This is a genomic window from Methylobacterium sp. Leaf466 (genome assembly GCF_001425565.1).
Lineage (GTDB): Bacteria > Pseudomonadota > Alphaproteobacteria > Rhizobiales > Beijerinckiaceae > Methylobacterium.
In genome coordinates, this window is sequence record NZ_LMRC01000031.1 from 150,538 (window position 1) to 168,609 (window position 18,072).

At 70.0% G+C, this 18,072-nt stretch carries 24 protein-coding genes; 6 read left to right on the top strand and 18 right to left on the bottom strand.

Annotation, left to right across the window (positions count from 1 at the left end; genetic code table 11):
• Positions 1–5: 5 nt before the first annotated feature.
• From ASG59_RS12115 to ASG59_RS12145, 7 genes are all read right to left on the bottom strand, one after another.
• Positions 6–1,178, bottom strand: coding sequence for an alpha/beta hydrolase fold domain-containing protein (locus ASG59_RS12115; protein ID WP_156399221.1), 1,173 nt, complete (start codon positions 1,176–1,178; stop codon positions 6–8).
• 159 nt (positions 1,179–1,337) lie between these two features.
• On the bottom strand, positions 1,338–1,547 hold the full coding sequence (locus ASG59_RS12120) for a hypothetical protein (protein WP_056409081.1): 210 nt from the start codon (positions 1,545–1,547) through the stop codon (positions 1,338–1,340).
• 122 nt (positions 1,548–1,669) lie between these two features.
• Positions 1,670–2,107 carry a response regulator gene (locus ASG59_RS12125; protein ID WP_055888354.1) on the bottom strand — a complete coding sequence of 146 codons (438 nt, stop codon included), beginning with the start codon at positions 2,105–2,107 and terminating at the stop codon, positions 1,670–1,672.
• A 146-nt stretch (positions 2,108–2,253) separates the two neighbouring features.
• On the bottom strand, positions 2,254–3,147 hold the full coding sequence (locus tag ASG59_RS12130) for a dienelactone hydrolase family protein (RefSeq protein WP_056409083.1): 894 nt from the start codon (positions 3,145–3,147) through the stop codon (positions 2,254–2,256).
• A 114-nt stretch (positions 3,148–3,261) separates the two neighbouring features.
• The gene (locus ASG59_RS12135; protein WP_210168510.1) at positions 3,262–3,822 is read right to left on the bottom strand and encodes a hypothetical protein; all 561 of its coding nucleotides are present in this window, start codon (positions 3,820–3,822) and stop codon (positions 3,262–3,264) included.
• Between the two features lie 40 nt (positions 3,823–3,862).
• Positions 3,863–4,333, bottom strand: coding sequence for a DUF192 domain-containing protein (locus ASG59_RS12140; protein WP_056409085.1), 471 nt, complete (start codon positions 4,331–4,333; stop codon positions 3,863–3,865).
• A gap of 24 nt (positions 4,334–4,357) precedes the next feature.
• Positions 4,358–4,975 carry a cold-shock protein gene (locus ASG59_RS12145; RefSeq protein WP_055888347.1) on the bottom strand — a complete coding sequence of 206 codons (618 nt, stop codon included), beginning with the start codon at positions 4,973–4,975 and terminating at the stop codon, positions 4,358–4,360.
• A gap of 312 nt (positions 4,976–5,287) precedes the next feature.
• On the opposite strand from ASG59_RS12145, the gene ASG59_RS12150 reads away from it, so the two are divergent.
• Entirely contained in the window at positions 5,288–6,310 is a 1,023-nt protein-coding gene (locus tag ASG59_RS12150; protein ID WP_056409087.1) for a heparan-alpha-glucosaminide N-acetyltransferase, read from the top strand.
• A gap of 66 nt (positions 6,311–6,376) precedes the next feature.
• Here the strand turns inward: ASG59_RS12150 and efp are convergent, their stop codons facing one another.
• Positions 6,377–6,943, bottom strand: a complete 567-nt coding sequence (gene efp / locus ASG59_RS12155) for an elongation factor P (protein WP_055888343.1) — start codon at positions 6,941–6,943, stop codon at positions 6,377–6,379.
• A 220-nt stretch (positions 6,944–7,163) separates the two neighbouring features.
• Here efp and epmA point away from each other — a divergent pair, with 220 nt between their 5' ends.
• From epmA to ASG59_RS12170, 3 genes are read left to right on the top strand one after another with little or no spacing between them, the layout of a single operon-like run.
• On the top strand, positions 7,164–8,156 hold the full coding sequence (epmA, locus tag ASG59_RS12160; protein ID WP_244475710.1) for an EF-P lysine aminoacylase EpmA: 993 nt from the start codon (positions 7,164–7,166) through the stop codon (positions 8,154–8,156).
• 10 nt (positions 8,157–8,166) lie between these two features.
• Positions 8,167–9,225 (top strand): lysine-2,3-aminomutase-like protein, encoded by a 1,059-nt coding sequence (locus ASG59_RS12165; RefSeq protein WP_056409089.1) that lies wholly within the window; start codon positions 8,167–8,169, stop codon positions 9,223–9,225.
• Between the two features lie 37 nt (positions 9,226–9,262).
• Positions 9,263–10,090, top strand: a complete 828-nt coding sequence (locus ASG59_RS12170) for a YdcF family protein (protein ID WP_056409091.1) — start codon at positions 9,263–9,265, stop codon at positions 10,088–10,090.
• On the opposite strand, the gene ASG59_RS12175 is transcribed toward ASG59_RS12170, so the two are convergent.
• The 8 genes from ASG59_RS12175 to ASG59_RS12205 form a co-directional block, all read right to left on the bottom strand.
• Positions 10,030–10,341: a DUF3253 domain-containing protein gene (locus ASG59_RS12175; protein ID WP_056286343.1), complete on the bottom strand. Its 312-nt coding sequence runs from the start codon at positions 10,339–10,341 to the stop codon at positions 10,030–10,032. The two genes, ASG59_RS12170 and ASG59_RS12175, sit on opposite strands and share 61 nt — an antisense overlap.
• Positions 10,342–10,351: 10 nt before the next feature.
• The gene (locus tag ASG59_RS12180) at positions 10,352–11,086 is read right to left on the bottom strand and encodes a DUF599 family protein (RefSeq protein ID WP_055888333.1); all 735 of its coding nucleotides are present in this window, start codon (positions 11,084–11,086) and stop codon (positions 10,352–10,354) included.
• Between the two features lie 195 nt (positions 11,087–11,281).
• Positions 11,282–11,566: an acylphosphatase gene (locus ASG59_RS12185; RefSeq protein ID WP_056409093.1), complete on the bottom strand. Its 285-nt coding sequence runs from the start codon at positions 11,564–11,566 to the stop codon at positions 11,282–11,284.
• A gap of 28 nt (positions 11,567–11,594) precedes the next feature.
• Complete coding sequence (locus ASG59_RS12190) at positions 11,595–12,023, bottom strand: gamma-glutamylcyclotransferase family protein (RefSeq protein ID WP_056409095.1); 429 nt, start codon at positions 12,021–12,023, stop codon at positions 11,595–11,597.
• Positions 12,024–12,053: 30 nt separating this feature from the next.
• The gene (locus ASG59_RS21445; RefSeq protein ID WP_274533838.1) at positions 12,054–12,176 is read right to left on the bottom strand and encodes a hypothetical protein; all 123 of its coding nucleotides are present in this window, start codon (positions 12,174–12,176) and stop codon (positions 12,054–12,056) included.
• Entirely contained in the window at positions 12,173–12,403 is a 231-nt protein-coding gene (locus ASG59_RS12195) for a hypothetical protein (RefSeq protein ID WP_056409097.1), read from the bottom strand. Before ASG59_RS12195 ends, ASG59_RS21445 begins: the two co-directional genes overlap by 4 nt.
• A gap of 13 nt (positions 12,404–12,416) precedes the next feature.
• Positions 12,417–14,420, bottom strand: coding sequence for an acetyl/propionyl/methylcrotonyl-CoA carboxylase subunit alpha (locus tag ASG59_RS12200; RefSeq protein ID WP_055888325.1), 2,004 nt, complete (start codon positions 14,418–14,420; stop codon positions 12,417–12,419).
• Between the two features lie 235 nt (positions 14,421–14,655).
• The gene (locus tag ASG59_RS12205; RefSeq protein ID WP_056409099.1) at positions 14,656–15,120 is read right to left on the bottom strand and encodes a hypothetical protein; all 465 of its coding nucleotides are present in this window, start codon (positions 15,118–15,120) and stop codon (positions 14,656–14,658) included.
• A 358-nt stretch (positions 15,121–15,478) separates the two neighbouring features.
• On the opposite strand from ASG59_RS12205, the gene ASG59_RS12210 reads away from it, so the two are divergent.
• Positions 15,479–16,114, top strand: coding sequence for a DUF2155 domain-containing protein (locus ASG59_RS12210; protein WP_200938245.1), 636 nt, complete (start codon positions 15,479–15,481; stop codon positions 16,112–16,114).
• An 8-nt stretch (positions 16,115–16,122) separates the two neighbouring features.
• Positions 16,123–16,755 (top strand): LysE family translocator, encoded by a 633-nt coding sequence (locus ASG59_RS12215; protein WP_056409101.1) that lies wholly within the window; start codon positions 16,123–16,125, stop codon positions 16,753–16,755.
• A gap of 9 nt (positions 16,756–16,764) precedes the next feature.
• On the opposite strand, the gene aat is transcribed toward ASG59_RS12215, so the two are convergent.
• Positions 16,765–17,445, bottom strand: coding sequence for a leucyl/phenylalanyl-tRNA--protein transferase (gene aat, locus ASG59_RS12220; RefSeq protein WP_056409103.1), 681 nt, complete (start codon positions 17,443–17,445; stop codon positions 16,765–16,767).
• 111 nt (positions 17,446–17,556) lie between these two features.
• On the bottom strand, positions 17,557–17,895 hold the full coding sequence (locus tag ASG59_RS12225; RefSeq protein ID WP_156387784.1) for a hypothetical protein: 339 nt from the start codon (positions 17,893–17,895) through the stop codon (positions 17,557–17,559).
• Positions 17,896–18,072 lie beyond the last annotated feature (177 nt).

Consider the following 18,072-nt stretch of genomic DNA (forward strand, 5'->3'; position numbering starts at 1 on the left):
CCCGATCATCGGCGTCCGGCGGGCCGCGGTGCGGCGACCGTCTCCGGCGTAGGGGCGGGTTTGGGTGCGGGGCCGAGGCGGGGGATCTCCACCACAAGGCGCTTGACCGGCCACCCGTCGGCCCAGCGATCCATGTCGCTGAGGCGGGGATTGTTCTTGAGGGTGGCGGCGTCCGTGCCCGCGAAGGCTGCGGTGGCGGCCAGATCGAACGTCTTCCAGTACGCGAGATAATCGAGGCTGTCGGAGCGCGCGTTGTTGAGCTGGGCCACCAGCGTGGTCTGTTCGCCGGTCAGTGCCATGTCCGCCGACCAGCGGAAGGGCGGAGGGGGCTGCTTGGGGTCGCGCGGCGGCTCCGGCGGTGCCTTGATGGCGCCGCCGTCGAAGGCGGCATCGACCCCGGCCGGGGACGCCAGGGTCGCGGTGAGGGCCGGAAAACCGTGGTCGTCCGACAGGACGCGCACGAACAGCTTGCGCTCGGGGGGAACGGAGGTCGCCTCGCGCAGGATGCGCCGGGCCGCGAGATCGGCCGCGCGGGCGTCGCGGTCCCCGATCATCGTGACTATCAGCGTCTGGGCCGGCAGCGCGGCGAGATCCTTCAGCGGCACGCCGCGGGAGCGGGCGTCGCTGGCGATGCCGCCGGGCATGACGACGAAGACCAGCTTGGGCACGGGCAGGCCTTCCGCCGCCGCTTCGGCCGCCAGGGTGGCGGCGATGGGCGCGCCCGCGAGATGGCCGAGGACCGCGACGCGGTTCAGGTCGGGCTTGGCGTCGCCGTCCTGAGCGATCTCGGCGAAGGCGGCCTTGGCGGCCTTGATGGCGTTGGCGGTGGCATCGGCAGGCCGGGTGCGATTGACCTCCTGGAAGCGCGGGAACACCACGAGGAAGCCCTTGCGGGCGAGATGGTCGATCCAGGCGCCGTAGACCTGCGGGTTCGGTGCCCCCCAGGCATGCAGGACGATCGCCACGGGGCGGCCCTCGGCCGGCGCCGGTCCGGCCTTGTGAAAGACGTAGCTGGCCGACCCGATGCGGCCGACCGCACGTTTCACGACGGTGGCGCTCCGGTCACCGTTTGCGCCGGGGCCTTCGATCGGCTGGACCGGAGGCGCTGCGGCCTTCGCCGCAACCACGAGCGACAGCGTCACGGCACATACGGCGGCGACCGTGCCGAGGCTTTTCATCAGGGGCATCCGGAACTCGGCGGTGACGGCGGATCGGGCGAAACGATCTCGTTCTCATATCAGAGATTCGGCGGCGGCAAGGCAGCCGCACCGTCACCACCGGACAACAAGGAGGGCCGGCCGATGCCAGGAATAACGAATTCCGGCTGCCTGTTGCCCTCAACCCTCACCCTCGTGAATGTTTCGCTGCTCGTCGATCCGTCTCGCCAGCGCAAGCAAATCGCTGGGTTGCCCTGCCCCGGTCACGTCGCCGTAGAGACCCTGTAATTCCTCGCCGAGCTTCGCGACGAGCTTTGTCGACGAAAAGCCGGTGTGAAACGAATCACTGTCTTGGGATATAGCCGGGCGTTGATAATCGACGGTGATCATGGTGTGATCTGTTCACGTTCAGGCTTCGTCACCGCGCGAGACATGACGCGCAATGACTCGGTCAACGCATCCGTCGAGCCAAGTTTCCCCTAAGATCCTGAATTTTATCGCCCACGATGACGTCAGGCCGGTCGGGAATCTCCCACCAGCGCCGGTCGGTCCGGCGTGCCGGGGCGCGGCGGCGCGTTCTCCTCGACCCACGACAGAATGTCGGCCGCACGCCAGGGCTTGGGGATGAAGGTGGCCGAGACCCGGAGGTCGCTGGGCTGGTCGCCGGCATCGCCGGAGGTCAGCAGGACGCGGACCCGCGGCCAGGTCACGCCGATGATCCGTGCCAGTTCGAAGCCGCCAATCGGACCGGGCGTGCGCACGTCCGAGAAGACGACGCTGACTTCGTCGGCACGATCGTTCAGGATGGCGAGGGCGTGTTCCGCCGTCTCGGCCTCGATCACGTCGAAGCCGGTCTCCTCGAGGAGGGTCGCGGCCAGGAAGCGCTCGTCGGGTTCGTCCTCCACGACCAGGATCATCGGCTTACGGGCCGTCGAACTTACAGCACTCATCTGCGTCGAACGCCCCCGACGGCGAAAAGATCGGCCGATCCTTTCGTAACTCTCGAGACCCGTTAAGGCTTCATTATGTCAATCCTGCGGACCATCGGTCGCGCAGGGTTTGTATGGAAGCTGGGTCGGCCGATTATCCAGCGCGGTCAGCCCGCACCGTTCGCCTTGAGGAAGGCCAGTGCGCGCGCCCAGCCATCCTCGGCTGCGGCCTTGCGGTAGCTCGGCCGATAGTCCGCGTGGAACCCGTGCGGTGCGTCGGGATAGACCACCAGCTCCACCGACTTGCCGGCCGCCTTGGCCTTGTCACGGGCCTCCTCGATGCTCGCGACGGGAATACCGGTATCGGCGCTGCCGTAGAGGGCGAGGATGGGGGACTGGATCTCGGTGACGACGTCGCCGGCGGTCCTGGGCTGGATCGACGTGCGCTCGCCCCCGAGCTGCCCGTACCAGGCCACGGCCGCCTTGAGGTCGCGACGGTGGGCGGCATAGAGCCAGATGGCGCGCCCGCCCCGGCACCAGCCCATGGCCGAGAGCCGCTCCGGATCGCCCTTGGCGGCGGAGGTCGCCCAGGCGGCCGTGGCGTCGAGATCGGCGATCCACTGGGCGTCCGGCGTCTTCGAGATCACCTCGCGGATGATCGTCTGGGCATCCGTCATCGACGCGAGATCGCCCTGACGGGCGTAGAGTTCCGGCGCCACGGCGCAATAGCCGGCCTTGGCGAGACGGCGGCAGATGTCCTTGATGTAGGCGTGGACCCCGAAGATCTCCTCGATGACGAGGACCACCGGGAACGGACCGCTCCCCTCCGGCACCGCGCGGTATCCGGGCATCGGCCCGTCCACGGTCGGAATGGCCACCTCGCCGGCTTCGATCCCCACCGAATCGGTGGTGACGACCTGAGCCTCCACCGAGGTCGTCGCCAGGGTCAGCCCCGTCATCAGGCTCGTCATGACGAACCCGCGCCGCGAGAACGGAGGGGTCAGCAGGCCCTCGTGACCTTCGGGGGCGTCGCTTCGGTGAGCCGTCTCGTCGTGCTGCATGAGATCCTCGCCAGTCTCGCAATCCTCACCGGACTTGCCCGACGCGAAGGACCATCGGGCACCGGCCCCGTCAACCACCGGTCGGGGCGGCACGGGCGCGGTCCCTGCCGCCGGTCAGCGGCCCGCGACCGCGACCCTGCGTCTGTCGCCGGTCTCGTCGCGACGCCATGCCACGTCGCTCGGCAGAGGGCCGGGCGGCTTGCGCCCGCCATGGCGCCGACGCGACACGATCTCGCCCAGCGACGTGAACCCCAGGTCGACGATGTCGCGTCCGCTCCCGAACCTCGGACCGAAGCCGATTGCGAACGACCGCATCAGATCAGGATCTGCGGCGACCCCGTAGCGGCCGAGGGCCACCATGAAGGCGTCCCGCAACGGTCCCGGCTCGCACCAGCTCTTCTCCGCCAGATGCAACGGCCACTCCCAGAGCTCGCCGTCCCGGCGCCGATCGATACCCGCCCGGTCGATGACGTATCCGGTGCGCGGATGCTCGATCCCCTCGGCGGTCACGCGCCACTCCCCGTTGGCGTAGAGCACCTCCGTGCACGGCACGGCATCGCAAGCCGGCTCGACATCACAATCGACCATGGTGGCCTCCCGCCGCGAGACCGGGCCGCCGTCTCGGCGGGACCGGAACATTACGGGAACGATGATCGCAAAGGGGACTCCCGTCAACCGGCGTCGTTCACTTTTCGTTCGTCGTCATGCGCGGCGATCAGCGCGGCTTGAACAGCGGATGCTGCACCCGGTCGCCGGCCTTGATGCCGAGGCGGGCGGCTGTGCCGGCGTTCAGTTCGAGGACGGCGAGGACCGGTTCCCCGGAGGGGATCACGCGGGTCGACTGCGGTTCGGTATCGGCGGCGATTCGCGCGATGGTGCCGTCCGCCCGGATGAACAGCATGTCGAGGGACAGGTAGGTGTTCTTCATCCACATGGCGACCGGGGCGACCTTCTCGAAGTCGAACAGCATGCCGTGGTCCGCCGCCATCGTGCGGCGGAACATCAGCCCGCGCGAGCGGGCCTCGTCGTCGCGCATGACCTCGACGGCAAAGCCGTGGCTGGCGCCGTGGGCCGCGATGGTGAGCGGCTCGGTCTGGGTCTGTGCCGCCGCCGACACCTGAAGGAGAACCAGGGCGAGGAAGGCCGCGGCGAACCGCTGCCAGGGGCGGGAGCGGAAAACGGACATGTGCATCGCTACGGTTCTGCCGCTTCAGTGGGAGGCGGGCAACGCACCGTCGAGAAGGCGGACTTCGGCCGCCATCACACCCTTCGATCCGTCGCCGTACCGGACGAGAACGGTCTCGCCGGGTTTGAGTTCGGCGATCCCGTAGCGGCGCAGGGTCTCCATGTGCACGAAGATGTCCGGGGTGCCGTCGCCGCGGCTGAGGAAGCCGAACCCGCGCAGGCGGTTGAACCACTTCACCACCGCCGTCTCGAGGCCGCTGGTGGGCGTCACGCTCACATGGGTGCGCGGCATCGGCAGTTCGGAGGGGTGGGTCGCCGTCGACTGATCGAGGGACATCACGCGGAAGGCCTGCCAGCCGCGGGCGCGCCGGGTCGCCTCGACGACGACGCGCGCACCCTCGCTCGCGCCCTGGTGCCCGTCCCGGCGCAGGCAGGTGATATGCAGCAGCACGTCCGGGGTCCCGTCGTCGGGCACGATGAAGCCGAAGCCCTTGGCGACGTCGAACCACTTGATGCGGCCGGCGACCTCGATGAGATCGAGGGGGCGAAGCTCCTCGGACGACAGGCCGTCGGCGATTCGGGCGTCGTCGGACGATGCGGCTGGGTGCGACCCGTGGAGGCCTGATCCGAAGACGTCCGACATTGTAAGCAACCCACACCGAATCACGCTGCGCGATCCGCAATCAAGATTAACAAAGTCGTGACTCGGCGGAAGCCCGTTTGCCCGCCAGCGCTGCCTCTCGATCGCGCAATCTCCGCCGACCCGGCAAAGGCGCAACAGGTGGCGATCGCACATGCCCCTGCCCTGCCCGGGGGAAGCCGCTGATCGGACTCGGGAAATCTTAACCCGCGCTCCTGCGGGGCCGGAAAGGGTCGACGGCCGCCTGCGACGCCGTGGCTGCCGGCGGCCGTGACAGGTCGCCCGAAGCGCCGATCGATGCTAGGGGCCGCGGCCATGCAGAGCGCCGAGACCACCCCGCCCGCCGCCGTTCCGCCGGGGCGGCGATTCGCTGCCCTCGACGCCGCCCGGGGTGCGGCCCTCGTCGCCATGGCCGCCTATCACCTTACCTGGGACCTCGGCCATCTCGGCCTCACGCCGGAGAACTATGCGCTCACCCCGCCCGGCAAGGCGGCCGCGCACGGCATCGCCGGCACGTTCCTGTTCCTCGTGGGCATCGGGCTCGTCCTGATGCGGGGACGGGGCGAGGCCGCGACGGAGGCCATCCGCCGGCGGCGTTTCCTGATGCGGCTCCTGCGGATCGGCGGAGCGGCCCTGGCGATCACCGCGGCCACGCGGATCGCCTTCCCCGACAGTTACATCTTCTTCGGAATCCTGCACTGCATCGCCCTGTCGAGCGTGCTGGCGGTGCCGTTCCTGCGCGCGCCGGCGCTCGTGTCCGCACTGGGGGCGGTCGCGGTCCTGGCGGCCCCCCACCTGGTGCAGGCCGAGGTCTTTCCGCCGGTAAGGGTCTTCGACGATCCCGTCCTCGCCTTCCTCGGGCTGGGTCGCGGCGTTCCGCAGACCAACGACTACGTGCCGCTGTTTCCCTGGTTCGGGCTGGTGCTGGCCGGGATCGCCGCCGCCCGCCTCGCCGGCCCCGCCGCTGCGCGTTCCTCACTTGCGGAGTGGGCCGCGACGGGTCGCGCGATGCGGGGCCTGGCGATGGCCGGGCGCCACAGTCTGTCGATCTACCTCGTCCACCAACCGGTGCTGCTCGGCCTCCTCACCGGCGTCGTCGCGCTGAGCGGCCAGCACCCGCGCGCCGGGGAAGCGGAGTTCCGCCGGGTCTACGCACGCAACTGCACGGAGACCGGCGGCGAGGCCGGGCCGTGCCGGATCGCGGCACGCTGCGTCGTCGTCGGCTTTCGCCGGGAGGGGTTGTGGGCCGAGGCGGGCCGCTCGTTCACGCCGGCCGACCGCGCCCGCGCGCAGGCCCTGTCGCAGGCCTGCTACGAGGCGGCGGCATCCCCTCCCTGATCCGGGAAGGGCCGTGCCTGATCCGGGAAGGGCCGTGCCTGATCCGGGAAGGGCCGTGCGGGGACGTCAGTCCTTGGCGCGTTCCACGTAGGAGCCGTCTTCGGTCATGATGACCACCCGGGTGCCGGCCGCGATATGCGGCGGCACGGCCGTGCGCACGCCGTTCGACAGGATCGCCGGCTTGTAGGACGAGGAGGCGGTCTGGCCCTTCATGGCCGGCTCGGTCTCGGCGATTTCCAGCACCACGCGCTGGGGCAACTCGATGGTGAGCGGCACCCCGTTGTGGGAGGAGAGCTTCACCGTCATGTTCTCCTGGAGGTAGGGGGCGGCATCGCCGACCACGTCCTTGGGCACCGCGACCTGCTCGTAGGTCTCCGGGTTCATGAAGTGGTAGCCCTCGCCGTCCTCGTACATGAAGGTGTGGTCGCGATCCTCCACGAAGGCCCGCTCCACCGACTCGGTGGTGCGGTAGCGCTCCGAGATCTTCACGCCGTCGGTGATGCGGCGCATGTCGAGCTGCGTCACCGGCGTGCCCTTGCCGGGGTGGATGTTCTCGATCGTCAGGATGACGTAGAGCTTGCCGTCCTTGTCGACGACGTTGCCCTTGCGGAGCGAAGAGGCGATCACCTTCACGGGGTCTGGTCCTGTCTGTACGAAAATGCTGCGCACGCCCCGTCGGGTCCGGCCCGCGGGAACGGCATCTGTGGTTCGCCACTACTCCATCCGCGCCGTGGTTGCCAGTCGCCGCTGTGTCAGCGCGTCCCGGCGACGTCGATCCACGGCGCGCGACGCCGTGAGCGCGCCCTCGCCCTGGTGGACGCCCCAGGTCCACGCCGACCGTCGCCCGGTCCTGATGATGCGCAACCGCGTGGTCGCGGCCATGCGTGCGCATCTGTCGGCGCATGATTTCGTGGAGGTCGAGACGGCGGCCCTGCAGGTTTCGCCCGGCAACGAGACGCATCTGCACGCCTTCTCGACGCAGATCGTGGCGCCGGACGGCTCCCTTGCCCCACTCCATCTCCACACCTCGCCCGAGTTCGCCTGCAAGAAGCTGCTCGCGGCCGGCGAGACGCGGCTCTTCACCCTCGCGCGGGTGTTCCGCAACGGCGAACGCAGCGCCCTCCACCATCCCGAGTTCACGATGCTCGAATGGTATCGTGCCGAGGCCGGCTACACCGTGCTGATGGAGGATTGCGCCGCCCTCCTCGCTGAGGCCGCGCATGCCGCCGGCACGCGACACCTCGAGTTTCGCGGGCGCCGGTCCGATCCGTTCGCTCCCTTCGAGCGGCTGACCCTCGCCGAGGCCTTCTCGCGGTTTGCGGACATCGACCTCCTGGCGACGATGGACCGGGATGGCGCCACCGACCGCGCCGCCATGGCCGAGGCGGTGGCCGGTGCGGGACTGCGGGTCGCGCCCGACGATACCTGGTCGGACCTCTTCGGCCGCGTCCTCGTCGCGACAATCGAGCCGCACCTCGGCATCGGCCGGCCGACGGTCCTGCACGCCTATCCGGCCAGCGAGGCGGCGCTGGCGCGCCGTAGCCCGGACGACCCGCGCGTGGCGGAACGGTTCGAACTCTATGCCTGCGGAGTCGAACTCGCCAACGGGTTCGGCGAACTCACCGATCCGGCAGAGCAGCGCCGCCGCTTCGAGGGCGAGATGGCCGAGAAGGCGCGCCTTTACGGGCGGACCTATCCCATCGACGAGGATTTCCTGGCCGCACTCGCCCTGATGCCGGAGGCGAGCGGGATCGCCCTCGGCCTCGACCGGCTGGTGATGCTGCTCGCCGGTGCCCCGCGCATCGAGGACGTGGTCTGGACGCCGGTCGCCATGGGTGTCCCATGATGGGCGCCCCATGCTGACCCGCACCTTGCGCAGCCCGGCCGATCTCGTCGCGGCCGGCCTCGCCGCCGCGACCGACATGGCCGCCCTCGAATCCGTGGCCGCGCGCTATGCCATCGGCGTGACGCCCGACATGGCCGAGTTGATCGCGCCCTTCGACCCCGCCGACCCGATCGGCCTGCAGTTCCTGCCGCAGGGCCCCGAATTGGAGACGCGGGCCGAGGAGCGGGCCGACCCGATCGCCGATGCCGCCCACAGCCCGCTGCCCGGCCTCGTCCATCGCTATCCCGACCGGGTGCTGCTGAAGCCGCTCCACGTCTGCCCGGTCTATTGCCGGTTCTGCTTCCGCCGCGAGATGGTCGGCCCCGGCGGCCTCGGCAGCCTGACGGAGGCGGAGCTGATCGCGGCCTTCGCCTATATCGCCGCCCGGCCCGAGATCTGGGAGGTGATCGTCACCGGCGGCGATCCCTTCGCCCTGTCGCCCCGCCGCCTGGAGCGGATCGCCGCCGGCCTTCGCGCGATCGGGCACGTCCGTGTCCTGCGCTTCCATACCCGCGTGCCGGTGGTCGATCCGGCTGCGGTCGATGCCGACCTCGTGGCAGCGCTGAAGCGTTTCGGGCGTGCGGTGTTCGTGGCCCTGCACGCCAACCATCCGCGCGAGTTCACGCAGGCGGCCCGCGCCGCCTGTGACCGGCTCGTCGACGCCGGCATCCCGCTGGTGAGCCAGAGCGTGCTGCTGCGCGGCGTCAACGACGATGCCGCCACGCTGGAGGCGCTGATGCGGACGTTCGTCGAGAACCGCATCAAGCCCTACTACCTGCATCACGGCGACCTCGCGCCGGGCACGGCGCACCTGCGCACCGATCTCACGCAGGGCCGGGCGCTGATGGAGGCCCTGCGCGGACGCCTCTCGGGCTTGGCGCAGCCCACCTACGTCCTCGACATTCCCGGCGGCCACGGCAAGGTGCCGGTGGGTCCGGCCTATCTCGGCGCGGACGGCGCCGGATGGCGTGTCCGGGATCCGCAAGGGGTCGAGCACGCCTACCCGCCCCGCCCAGGCGATCCCGCCTGACGGCGCACTCCTTCCCACCATCGGACCGGCCCGCGCGATGTTCTTCCCGCTCTCGAAGCTCGTCTTCTTCCTGATCACGCCCTCGAACTTCCTGATTCTCCTCGGTTGCCTCGGGGTGCTGCTGGCGCTGGCGACACGCCTGCGCCGGATCGGGCTGGGGCTCGCGATGGCGGGCCTCGTCGGCCTCGCGGTCGCGGGGTTCTCGCCGCTCGCCACCTGGATCGCCCTGCCCCTCGAGGACCGTTTCCCGGCCTTCGCCGACGACGGCGGCCCGGTCGCCGGGATCGTGGTGCTCGGCGGTGCCGTCGAGACGGGTCTGACCATGGGCCGTGGGCAGATGATGACGAACGACGCCGGCGAGCGGCAGGTCGCGATGGCCGACCTCGCCAGGCGATACCCGGGCGCCCGGCTCGTGTTCTCCGGCGGCAGCGGCAGTCTGGCGGGGGAGACCACCTCCGAGGCCGAGGTGGTCGGGCGCTTCGCCGATACCCTTTCCCTGCCCCGCACTCGCCTGATCCAGGAGGACCGCTCGCGCAACACCCGCGAGAACGCCGCCTTCACCGCCGACAAGGTCCAGCCGAAACCCGGCGAGCGCTGGCTGCTCGTCACCTCCGCCTGGCACATGCCGCGGGCGATGGGGTGCTTCCGCAAGGCCGGTTTCGACGTCGTGGCCTATCCGGTCGACTACCGCACCGGCGCGCGGGGGGATGCGGCCCGCTTCAACAGCTTCGCCTCCACCGGGCTCCTCGTCCTCGACCTCATGGCCAAGGAGTGGGTCGGCCTCCTCGCCTACCGCCTGGCCGGCTACACCGACGACTGGTTCCCGGCCCCCTCCCCGTCCGCGACGGGCAGCCCGAGCCGGTAGATTCCGCGAAAATCGTCCGGATCGTCCACGGGCCTGCCCTTGCGCAGGATCGCGATGCGGCCTTGCTTGACGAGGGCCACCGCCGCCCGGCGCACCGGCTGCATCAAGGGGCTCCAGCCCTCCGGATGCGGACCGCCGAGGGCACGCGCCACCTCCGAGGGACAGACGGTCTTGTCGGCCCCGCGCGTCTCGACCATGGCCAGGATCGTCTCGGTGATGAGCGCGTCGCTCGGACGGACCGGCTTCGTCATAGGGGCATGGTCATAAGGGCATGTCCTCGTCCGCCAGGAGGGCGGCACGGATATCGGAGGCGAACTGCCGCCGCCACATCACATAGACCGCCCCGGCGGTCGTCGCCATGAGCACCCAGGGCCCCACGAACCAGCCGAGGTAGGCCAGCGCGAACAGGAAGGCGCGCTGCCCGCGGGCGAAGTGCCCGCCCGCGGCGATGTTCATCGCCGCCGCCCGGCGGGCCGCCCGCTCCATCTCGGCCTCCCCGGCGCCCGAACCCTTCGTCGGGATCGCGCCGATGAGGATCGCGCCGTAGTTGAAGAGGCGATAGGCCCAGGCGAACTTGAAGAAGGCGTAGACGAAGACGACCGCCAGCCCCGCCACCTTGATCTCCCAGGTGACGCGGCTGGCCACCGCGCCGAACGGCAGCGCCCCGAACAGGGTGAGCACGTCGTCGCTCGAGCGCGACAGGGTGAGGACGCCGCCCAGCGCGATCAGCGAGGTGGACGCGAAGAAGGCGGTGCCGTTCTGCAGCGAGGCGTTGATGGTGGTGTCCACCACCCGGTTGTCGCGGGTGACGATCTGCCGGGACCAGACCTCGCGCTGGCCGTTCATGAACTGGCTGAGGCTGGTGCGCCGCCCACGCATCCGGCCGACGGCCAGGCCATAGCCGAGCCACATCGCGACGAAGACGATCAGGGCGGCCAGATCGAGGTGCGAGAAGTCCGCCGGGAGCGACACGGTGGAGAGGGTCTGGGACGCCATGGTCTCCTCGTCTGTCCGCGTCCGCGGCGGGTGGCTCGAGACGCCGTGGGACGATGCGCCGGACGGGTGCCGCGACAATGCCGGGCTGTTCTGCGTGCGGATTCGGCCGAGGTCCAGGTCCGGGGCGTGCTCCGTCGCGCATGCCAGCCGTGTGTCCGATACGAACCCCTCCACCCGACGTCGTGTTCGCCGACGTCAGTCGGACAGGATCGCAAATCCCTCTGCGGACGGCATGGACTCGACTTCGGCGACGACGATGTCGTCGACCCGCGCGCCCGGCGGGCCGCGCCGGCAGGCCTCGATCATGGTCGATACGCCCTCGGCCGGACCGGAGAACAGGGCCTCCACCGCGCCGTCCACGCGGTTGCGCACATGGCCCGACAGGGCGCGGCGCAGCGCTTCGTCCCTGGTCCAATACCGGTATCCGACGCCCTGCACCCGACCCCGGATCACGACCTGCACCGTTCTCGTCTGCGTCATCGTCCCTCGATTTTCCCGGCCGATCGCGTCAGCGCGCCCGGCGCTGCCATCCGCGCATCTCCCGGAGGTAGGCCGCCGGCAGTTGCGCGGCGACCGCCGCCGCCAGGACCGCTTCGAGATAGCCGGGCCGCGGGATCCCCGCCACCGCGTTGCCGCCGAGGTAGATCAGCGCCCGCTTGATGCCTCCCGTCGTCACCACCGGCTGGGACGCCTTGACGTAGAGCCCGCCCGACACGCCCTCGTAGCGGTCCAGCGCCGGCATGTCGGCGAGCTTGAGGTCCCACAGCACGCCCCACACCGTGGCGGCGGGGTCGCGCACCACCGAGGCGTAGCCCTCGCGCATGATGATGAAGCGGTGCCGGTGGAGCCGGCCCTGTCCGATCAGGATCGAGCCCGGGCAGCGCAGGGCCATGGCGCCGGCGTCCATGTTGGCGCCGTAGGCGAAATAGAGGGGCATTGCGTGCCGGCGGATGGAGCGCCGGAGTTTCTACTTGCCGCCCTGCTCGTCCGAGCGGCGTATCGCCCGCTCATTGGCGAGCACGGCCAGATAGGCCGCGGCTAGGACCACCGCCGGGATCACGAAGGTGACGAAGATCTCGCCGGTGTTCATGACTTCAGGCTCCGCAACGCGCGTCTCGCGAGAATATGTAGGCCCGCACCGGCACAAAACCAAACGCCGGCGAAGAACGCCGTGGCGAGGCTCGGAGCCGGGGCCACGGCGATGCCGAAGCTGACCGCCGTGACCGGCGTGACGACGCCGATCACGATGAAGGCCACGGCGATGTTGTTGATCCCCGTGGCCAGCAGTTTGGTCTGCCCGTTGTGCGTCGTGTTCACGCCTCGCGCGATCTCACGCGAACTCGAGGATCACCGCGTCCACCGCCAGGCTGTCGCCTTCCTTCGCCGAGATCTTCGAGACGGTGGCGTCGCGCTCGGCGCGCAGCACGTTCTCCATCTTCATGGCCTCGACGATGGCCAGCGCCTCGCCGTTCTTCACCTCCTGGCCTTCCGTCACCAGGATCGCCTTCACGAGCCCCGGCATCGGGCAGAGCACCTGCTTGCCGGAGCCGGCGTTCTCCTTGACCGGCATCAGGGCGGCGAGTTCGGCCTCGCGGCGGGTGTAGACGCGGGCCTCGGCCGCCGCGCCCGCGTGCTGGAGCGAGACGCCGTTGAGAAGGCCGCGCACCTGGATCGCCACCGCGTGGCCGCCGATCTCGCCGGACCAGACCGGCTCGCCCGGGCGCCAGTCGCTGACCACGTTCAGGATGCTGCCGTCCTCGGCCGTCACCGCCAGCGCCTCGCCGATGGTGTCGACGGTCACCGGGTAGGCCTGGCCCGCCAGGATCACGACGCGGTCGCGCTCGAAGTGCAGCAGGCTCGGATCGCGCATCTGGCCGGAGATGCCGCGCTTGCGCTGGTTGAGCTTGTGGTCGATGGCCGCCGCCGCCGCCGCCATCCGCTGCGCGATCTCGCCCGCGGGCTCCGGGGCGACGAAGCCCTCGGGGAACTCCTCGGCGATGAAGCCGGTGGAGAGGTTGCCCGAACGCCAGCGCGGATGCGCCATCAGGGCGGCGAGGAACGGGATGTTGTGGCGGATGCCGTCGATGGCGAAGGCATCCAGCGCCTGGGCCTGCGCGTCGATCGCCTGCTCGCGGGTCGGCGCCCAGGTCACCAGCTTGGCGATCATCGGATCGTAGTGGATCGCGATCTCGCCGCCCTCCTCGACGCCGGTGTCGTTGCGCACGATCGCCTCGCCGAACCGCCCTTCCGCCGGCGGGCGGTAGGTGGTCAGGCGCCCGATCGAGGGCAGGAAGTTGCGGGTCGGGTCCTCAGCGTAGACCCGGCTCTCCACGGCCCAGCCGTCGAGCTTGACCTGGTCCTGCGTCAGGGGCAGCGCCTCGCCGTAGGCCGAGCGGATCATCATCTCGACGAGGTCGACGCCGGTGATCATCTCGGTGACGGGATGCTCCACCTGCAGGCGGGTGTTCATCTCGAGGAAGTAGAAGGACTTGTCCTGGCCGGCGACGAATTCGACCGTGCCGGCCGAATCGTAGGCGACCGCACGCGCCAGGGCCACGGCCTGCTCGCCCATCTTCCTGCGGGTCTCCTCGTCGAGGAGCGGCGAGGGCGCCTCCTCGATCACCTTCTGGTTGCGGCGCTGGATCGAACACTCGCGCTCGCCGAGATAGATCACGTTGCCGTGCTTGTCGCCGATCACCTGGATCTCGATGTGGCGCGGATCGGTGATGAACTTCTCGACGAACACCCGGTCGTCGCCGAAGGAGGACGCGGCCTCCGACTTGGCGCGGGCGAACCCCTCGGCGACCTCGCCCGAGGAGTGGGCGATGCGCATGCCCTTGCCGCCGCCGCCGGCCGAGGCCTTGATCATGACGGGGTAGCCGATCTCGTCGGCGATGGTGACGGCGTGCTCCGGGCTCTCGATCACGCCGAGGAAGCCCGGCACCGTGGAGACGTTGGCGGCCGAGGCCGCCTTCTTCGACTCGATCTTGTCGCCCATGGCGGCGATGGCGCCGGGGTTGGGTCCGATGAAGACGATGCCGGCCGCCTCGAGCGCCCGCGGAAACGCCTCGCGCTCGGACAGGAAGCCGTAGCCGGGGTGGACCGCCTGCGCCCCGGTCCGCTTGCAGGCGTCGACGATCTTGTCGATCACGAGGTAGGATTGCGCCGCCGCGGCCGGGCCGATGTTCACGGCCTCGTCGGCCATGGCGACGTGGACCGCGTCGCGGTCGGCGTCGGAATAGACGGCCACCGTCTTGATGCCCATCCGCCGGGCGGTCTTGATGATGCGACACGCGATCTCGCCGCGATTGGCGATCAGGATCTTCTCGAACATCGGTCCGGGCACTCTGGGTCGGTCGGGATCACGGGACGGGACGAGCCGCCCAAGCTTGCCTCCGTTAAAGCAGTTGTGCTGCTTCGGGAAGCTGATGGTCGCATCCGCTGCGTGTTTCCTGAGGGCCGTCCGGGCCTCGGGTCGTGTCACCTCGCGTGCGCAATGTCGTTCGTCGACGCCGGGGGTCGGGGCCTGTCGGGGGCGCCTTCGCGTCGGGCGCCGCATCCGTTCCGGTTCAGGCGGCGAGGGCCTGCGGGGCGGTCGCCTCGTCGGCCTGGCGGGTCCCGCCCGCGAGGGCTTTGGCGGCGAGTGCTTTGGCGGCCAGCGCGAAGGCGATGAAGTGCTCGTCGCTGGCCTGCGCCTCCTGGACGACGCTCAGGGCGATCCGCGCCGCCAGGGGGGTCGGGCCGGAACCGGCGCCGAGGGAGGCGGCGAGCCAACGGGCGATGCCGGCATCGATGTAGCCGGTCGGGCGCTCGCCCCAGACGGCGAAGTCGACGACGAGGGCGGTGAGGAGGTCGCCGAAGGCGGGATCGGCGTCGACGGAGGCGCGGTCGAGGGCGATGAGCATGTCGGCCTCGTCGCGGCAGGCGATGCCGTCGACGAGGATCTCCCCGGCCAGGAGGCGGACGTCGCCGGCGTCGAGGCGACCCTCGGCGACGATACGGTTACAGAAAAGCTGAAGAGAAGCGTTGATCATTGGTTGATGCTCCTGCGGCTCTACTTGGGGCCGCTCGATGTTTCCGTCTGTTTTCGACTATGCAGGACGGCATCGTTTCATCGGTTAACATCGAGATCTGAACGCGCGTTCAGGTTAAAGCGTGCTCACGAAGCAGCCTTTCGAAGATGTGACCGCGAACGGGCGGAGCCGCCGTCGCCGTGGCGGCGGGCGACTCGCCGGCGCCGCCGCTTTTTCAACATCGTTTGCCTGTCTATCGCGGCGGGATATGGGGTGTTTCGCCGGGTCGGAGTGCTCCGGCCCACCCGCTTCGTTCCAGTAGACCGCGCCCGCGAGACCGTGCCGAATGCCCCCTGCATCCCGCCTGCGCACCGTCCTCATGCGTGCCGTCCTTCCGGGCCTCCTCGCTGCCGCGCCGCTCGGATCCGCGTTCGCGGACAAGATCAAGAACCCGACGGCGGTGTTCTCGGGCCTCGACAAGGTCACCGGCCGGATCGTCTCCTTCGAAGTGGCGGTGGACGAGACCGTGCAGTTCGGCGCCCTGCAGCTGACCCCGCGGGTCTGCTACAGCCGGCCGCCCACCGAGAGCCCCAAGACCACGGCCTTCCTCGAGGTCGACGAGGTGACCCTCGACAACAAGTACCGGCGCATCTTCACGGGCTGGCAGTTCGCCGCGAGCCCGGGCCTGCATGCCATCGAGCACCCGATCTACGACGTCTGGCTCGTCGATTGTAAGGGCGGCACCGACATCATCGCCGAGGCGCGCGAGCAGGAGGACGTGCCGGTCCTGGCCGCCAAGTCCGAAAAGACCAAGCGGCCGACCCGCCGCGACGACCCGACCCGCACCGCCCAGCAGGTCAACCCGCGGGGCCAGGTCGACGTCGAGGGCCCCCGCGGCGTGCCGGTACAGCCGCGCCAGAAGCCATCGCGAAAATTCTTCCCCAACAACGAGGGGCCCGCCCCGGCGCCGCCGCCGCAGCAGCCCCAGTCGATCTTCGATTCCCTGTTCCGGTAGGAGCTCCCATGCCCGAGGCGGCGACGATCCTCGCCTTCGCGGCGGTCTCCCTCGGCATGGTCCTGACGCCGGGACCGAACATGGCCTACCTCGTCTCGCGTTCGATCTGCCAGGGCCGCCTCGCGGGGTTGGTCTCCCTGGCCGGCGTCGCCTGCGGTTTCGTGGTCTACATGCTGTGCGCGGCCTTCGGGATCACCGCCCTCGTCCTGGCGGTCCCCTATGCCTACGACGGCCTGCGCCTGGCGGGCGCGCTCTACCTCGGCTGGCTGGCCTGGTCGGCCCTTCGCCCCGGCGGGCGCTCGCCCTTCGCGATCAGGGACCTGCCCGCCGACAGCAGGACGAAGCTCTTCACGATGGGCTTCGTCACGAACCTGCTCAACCCCAAGATCGCCATGCTCTATCTCGCGCTGCTGCCGCAGTTCGTGACATCGGAGCACGGCCATATCCTGTCGCAGACGCTCGTGCTGGGTACGGTGCAGATCGTCGTCAGCGTCGGCGTGAACGCGATGATCGCGCTGGCGGCGGGGTCGATCGCCGGTTTCCTCGCCACCCGGCCGGGATGGCTGAACGTCCAACGCTGGCTGATGGGCGGGGTCCTCGGAGGCCTCGGCCTGCGGATGGCGTTCGACACCGGTCGCTGAGCGGGCCTGTCATCCTTCGAGGGCCGCGAGCACCTGCGCGCCGCGGCTCGGCTCGGCGACCGGCCATACGCCCCAGGCGGCCGGCATGGCGATCGCCTCGGCGAGACGACGCTTGTAGACGTGGCGCGGCACCGCCGTCACGCCGAACTGCAGCAGGTGGTCGGTGACGAACTGGGTGTCGGCGAGGCGGTAGCCCCCGGCCCTGAGGCGGGCCACGAGGTGGACGAGGGCGACCTTCGAGGCGTCGCGCTCCACGTGGAACATGCTCTCCCCGAAGAAGGCGGCGCCCAGCGACACGCCGTAGAGCCCGCCGACGAGGCGACCCTCGGCATAGACCTCGACGGTGTGGGCATGGCCCTGATCGAACAGCGCGCCGTAGAGGTCGCGGATGCGGCCGTTGATCCAGGTGCGCTCCGCATCGCGCCGGGGTGCCGCGCAGCCCGCGATCACACCCTCGAAGTCGCGGTCGACCCGGACCTCGAACACGTCGCTGCGCACCGTGCGGGCGAGGCGCCGGCCCACATGGAAACCGTCGAGGGGCAGGACCCCCCGCGCACGCGGCTCGACCCAGTAGATGGCCGGGTCGTCGGCGTCCTCCGCCATCGGGAAGATGCCGGCCGCATAGGCCTTGAGCAGGATTTCGGGCGTGATCTCCACGCGGTCGCCATCGTCCGAAGGTCGGTCGTGCATCGTCCGATCCTGCCCCGGCCTCGGCCGGATGGCCAGTGCCGGCACTGGCCGCCACATGCGAAAACGGCGGGGCTCTCGCCCCGCCGCCGCTTCACATCGTTCTCGCAAGACTTAGAACTGGGGGCCGCCCGAAGTGGTTCCGAGGTTCGGCACGGCCCGGTTGATCTGCTCTGCGTTGCCGCCCTTGGCCGAATCCTCGACGATCGCCTCGCTGTTGGAGCGGTAGGGTCCGTCGATCACGGTGCCGGTGGCGTCGGGATCGACGAGGACCGGGCGGTCGGCGTTGCGGTAGACGCCGTAGGTCGAGGGGTTGTCGATGGGGCCGCGCGTGGTCTGCCCGGCCTGCGGGACAGCGCGCTCGGGCTGGCCGACGTTGCCGGACGGCGACTGCGCCAGGGCGGCGGTGGCGCTCAGGGTCGCGGCGACGAGGGCGAGAGTGATGGTACGCATGGTGGGTGTGACGTCCTTTAGAAAATGATCGTGCCGTCCGACCGGCATCGGTGCCGTCGGCATGGGGTGAGAAGTCGGCTCCTCCCGCCGCGTTCCCGTCGATCCTTCGTCGGCAATCCGTCGCACCCGACGGGTCTTGCGAACGCGGGATCGTCACCCGGTGTGCGGTGCACCATC

Excerpts from the sequence above, each read along its gene's own strand:
- ASG59_RS12200 (WP_055888325.1), bottom strand. The coding sequence starts at position 14,420 with ATGTTCGAGAAGATCCTGATCGCCAATCGCGGCGAGATCGCGTGTCGC.
- ASG59_RS12145 (WP_055888347.1), bottom strand. The coding sequence starts at position 4,975 with ATGTCGGACGTCTTCGGATCAGGCCTCCACGGGTCGCACCCAGCCGCA.
- ASG59_RS12180 (WP_055888333.1), bottom strand. The coding sequence starts at position 11,086 with ATGGCGTCCCAGACCCTCTCCACCGTGTCGCTCCCGGCGGACTTCTCG.
- ASG59_RS12190 (WP_056409095.1), bottom strand. The coding sequence starts at position 12,023 with ATGCCCCTCTATTTCGCCTACGGCGCCAACATGGACGCCGGCGCCATG.
- ASG59_RS12165 (WP_056409089.1), top strand. The coding sequence starts at position 8,167 with ATGCTGACCCGCACCTTGCGCAGCCCGGCCGATCTCGTCGCGGCCGGC.
- ASG59_RS12175 (WP_056286343.1), bottom strand. The coding sequence starts at position 10,341 with ATGACGAAGCCGGTCCGTCCGAGCGACGCGCTCATCACCGAGACGATC.
- ASG59_RS12125 (WP_055888354.1), bottom strand. The coding sequence starts at position 2,107 with ATGAGTGCTGTAAGTTCGACGGCCCGTAAGCCGATGATCCTGGTCGTG.
- ASG59_RS12120 (WP_056409081.1), bottom strand. The coding sequence starts at position 1,547 with ATGATCACCGTCGATTATCAACGCCCGGCTATATCCCAAGACAGTGAT.
- ASG59_RS12115 (WP_156399221.1), bottom strand. The coding sequence starts at position 1,178 with ATGAAAAGCCTCGGCACGGTCGCCGCCGTATGTGCCGTGACGCTGTCG.
- ASG59_RS12140 (WP_056409085.1), bottom strand. The coding sequence starts at position 4,333 with ATGTCCGTTTTCCGCTCCCGCCCCTGGCAGCGGTTCGCCGCGGCCTTC.
- aat (WP_056409103.1), bottom strand. The coding sequence starts at position 17,445 with ATGCACGACCGACCTTCGGACGATGGCGACCGCGTGGAGATCACGCCC.
- ASG59_RS12210 (WP_200938245.1), top strand. The coding sequence starts at position 15,479 with ATGCGTGCCGTCCTTCCGGGCCTCCTCGCTGCCGCGCCGCTCGGATCC.
- ASG59_RS12185 (WP_056409093.1), bottom strand. The coding sequence starts at position 11,566 with ATGACGCAGACGAGAACGGTGCAGGTCGTGATCCGGGGTCGGGTGCAG.
- ASG59_RS21445 (WP_274533838.1), bottom strand. The coding sequence starts at position 12,176 with ATGAACACCGGCGAGATCTTCGTCACCTTCGTGATCCCGGCGGTGGTC.
- ASG59_RS12130 (WP_056409083.1), bottom strand. The coding sequence starts at position 3,147 with ATGCAGCACGACGAGACGGCTCACCGAAGCGACGCCCCCGAAGGTCAC.
- ASG59_RS12205 (WP_056409099.1), bottom strand. The coding sequence starts at position 15,120 with ATGATCAACGCTTCTCTTCAGCTTTTCTGTAACCGTATCGTCGCCGAG.
- epmA (WP_244475710.1), top strand. The coding sequence starts at position 7,164 with ATGATGCGCAACCGCGTGGTCGCGGCCATGCGTGCGCATCTGTCGGCG.
- ASG59_RS12225 (WP_156387784.1), bottom strand. The coding sequence starts at position 17,895 with ATGCGTACCATCACTCTCGCCCTCGTCGCCGCGACCCTGAGCGCCACC.
- ASG59_RS12150 (WP_056409087.1), top strand. The coding sequence starts at position 5,288 with ATGCAGAGCGCCGAGACCACCCCGCCCGCCGCCGTTCCGCCGGGGCGG.
- ASG59_RS12215 (WP_056409101.1), top strand. The coding sequence starts at position 16,123 with ATGCCCGAGGCGGCGACGATCCTCGCCTTCGCGGCGGTCTCCCTCGGC.
- ASG59_RS12170 (WP_056409091.1), top strand. The coding sequence starts at position 9,263 with ATGTTCTTCCCGCTCTCGAAGCTCGTCTTCTTCCTGATCACGCCCTCG.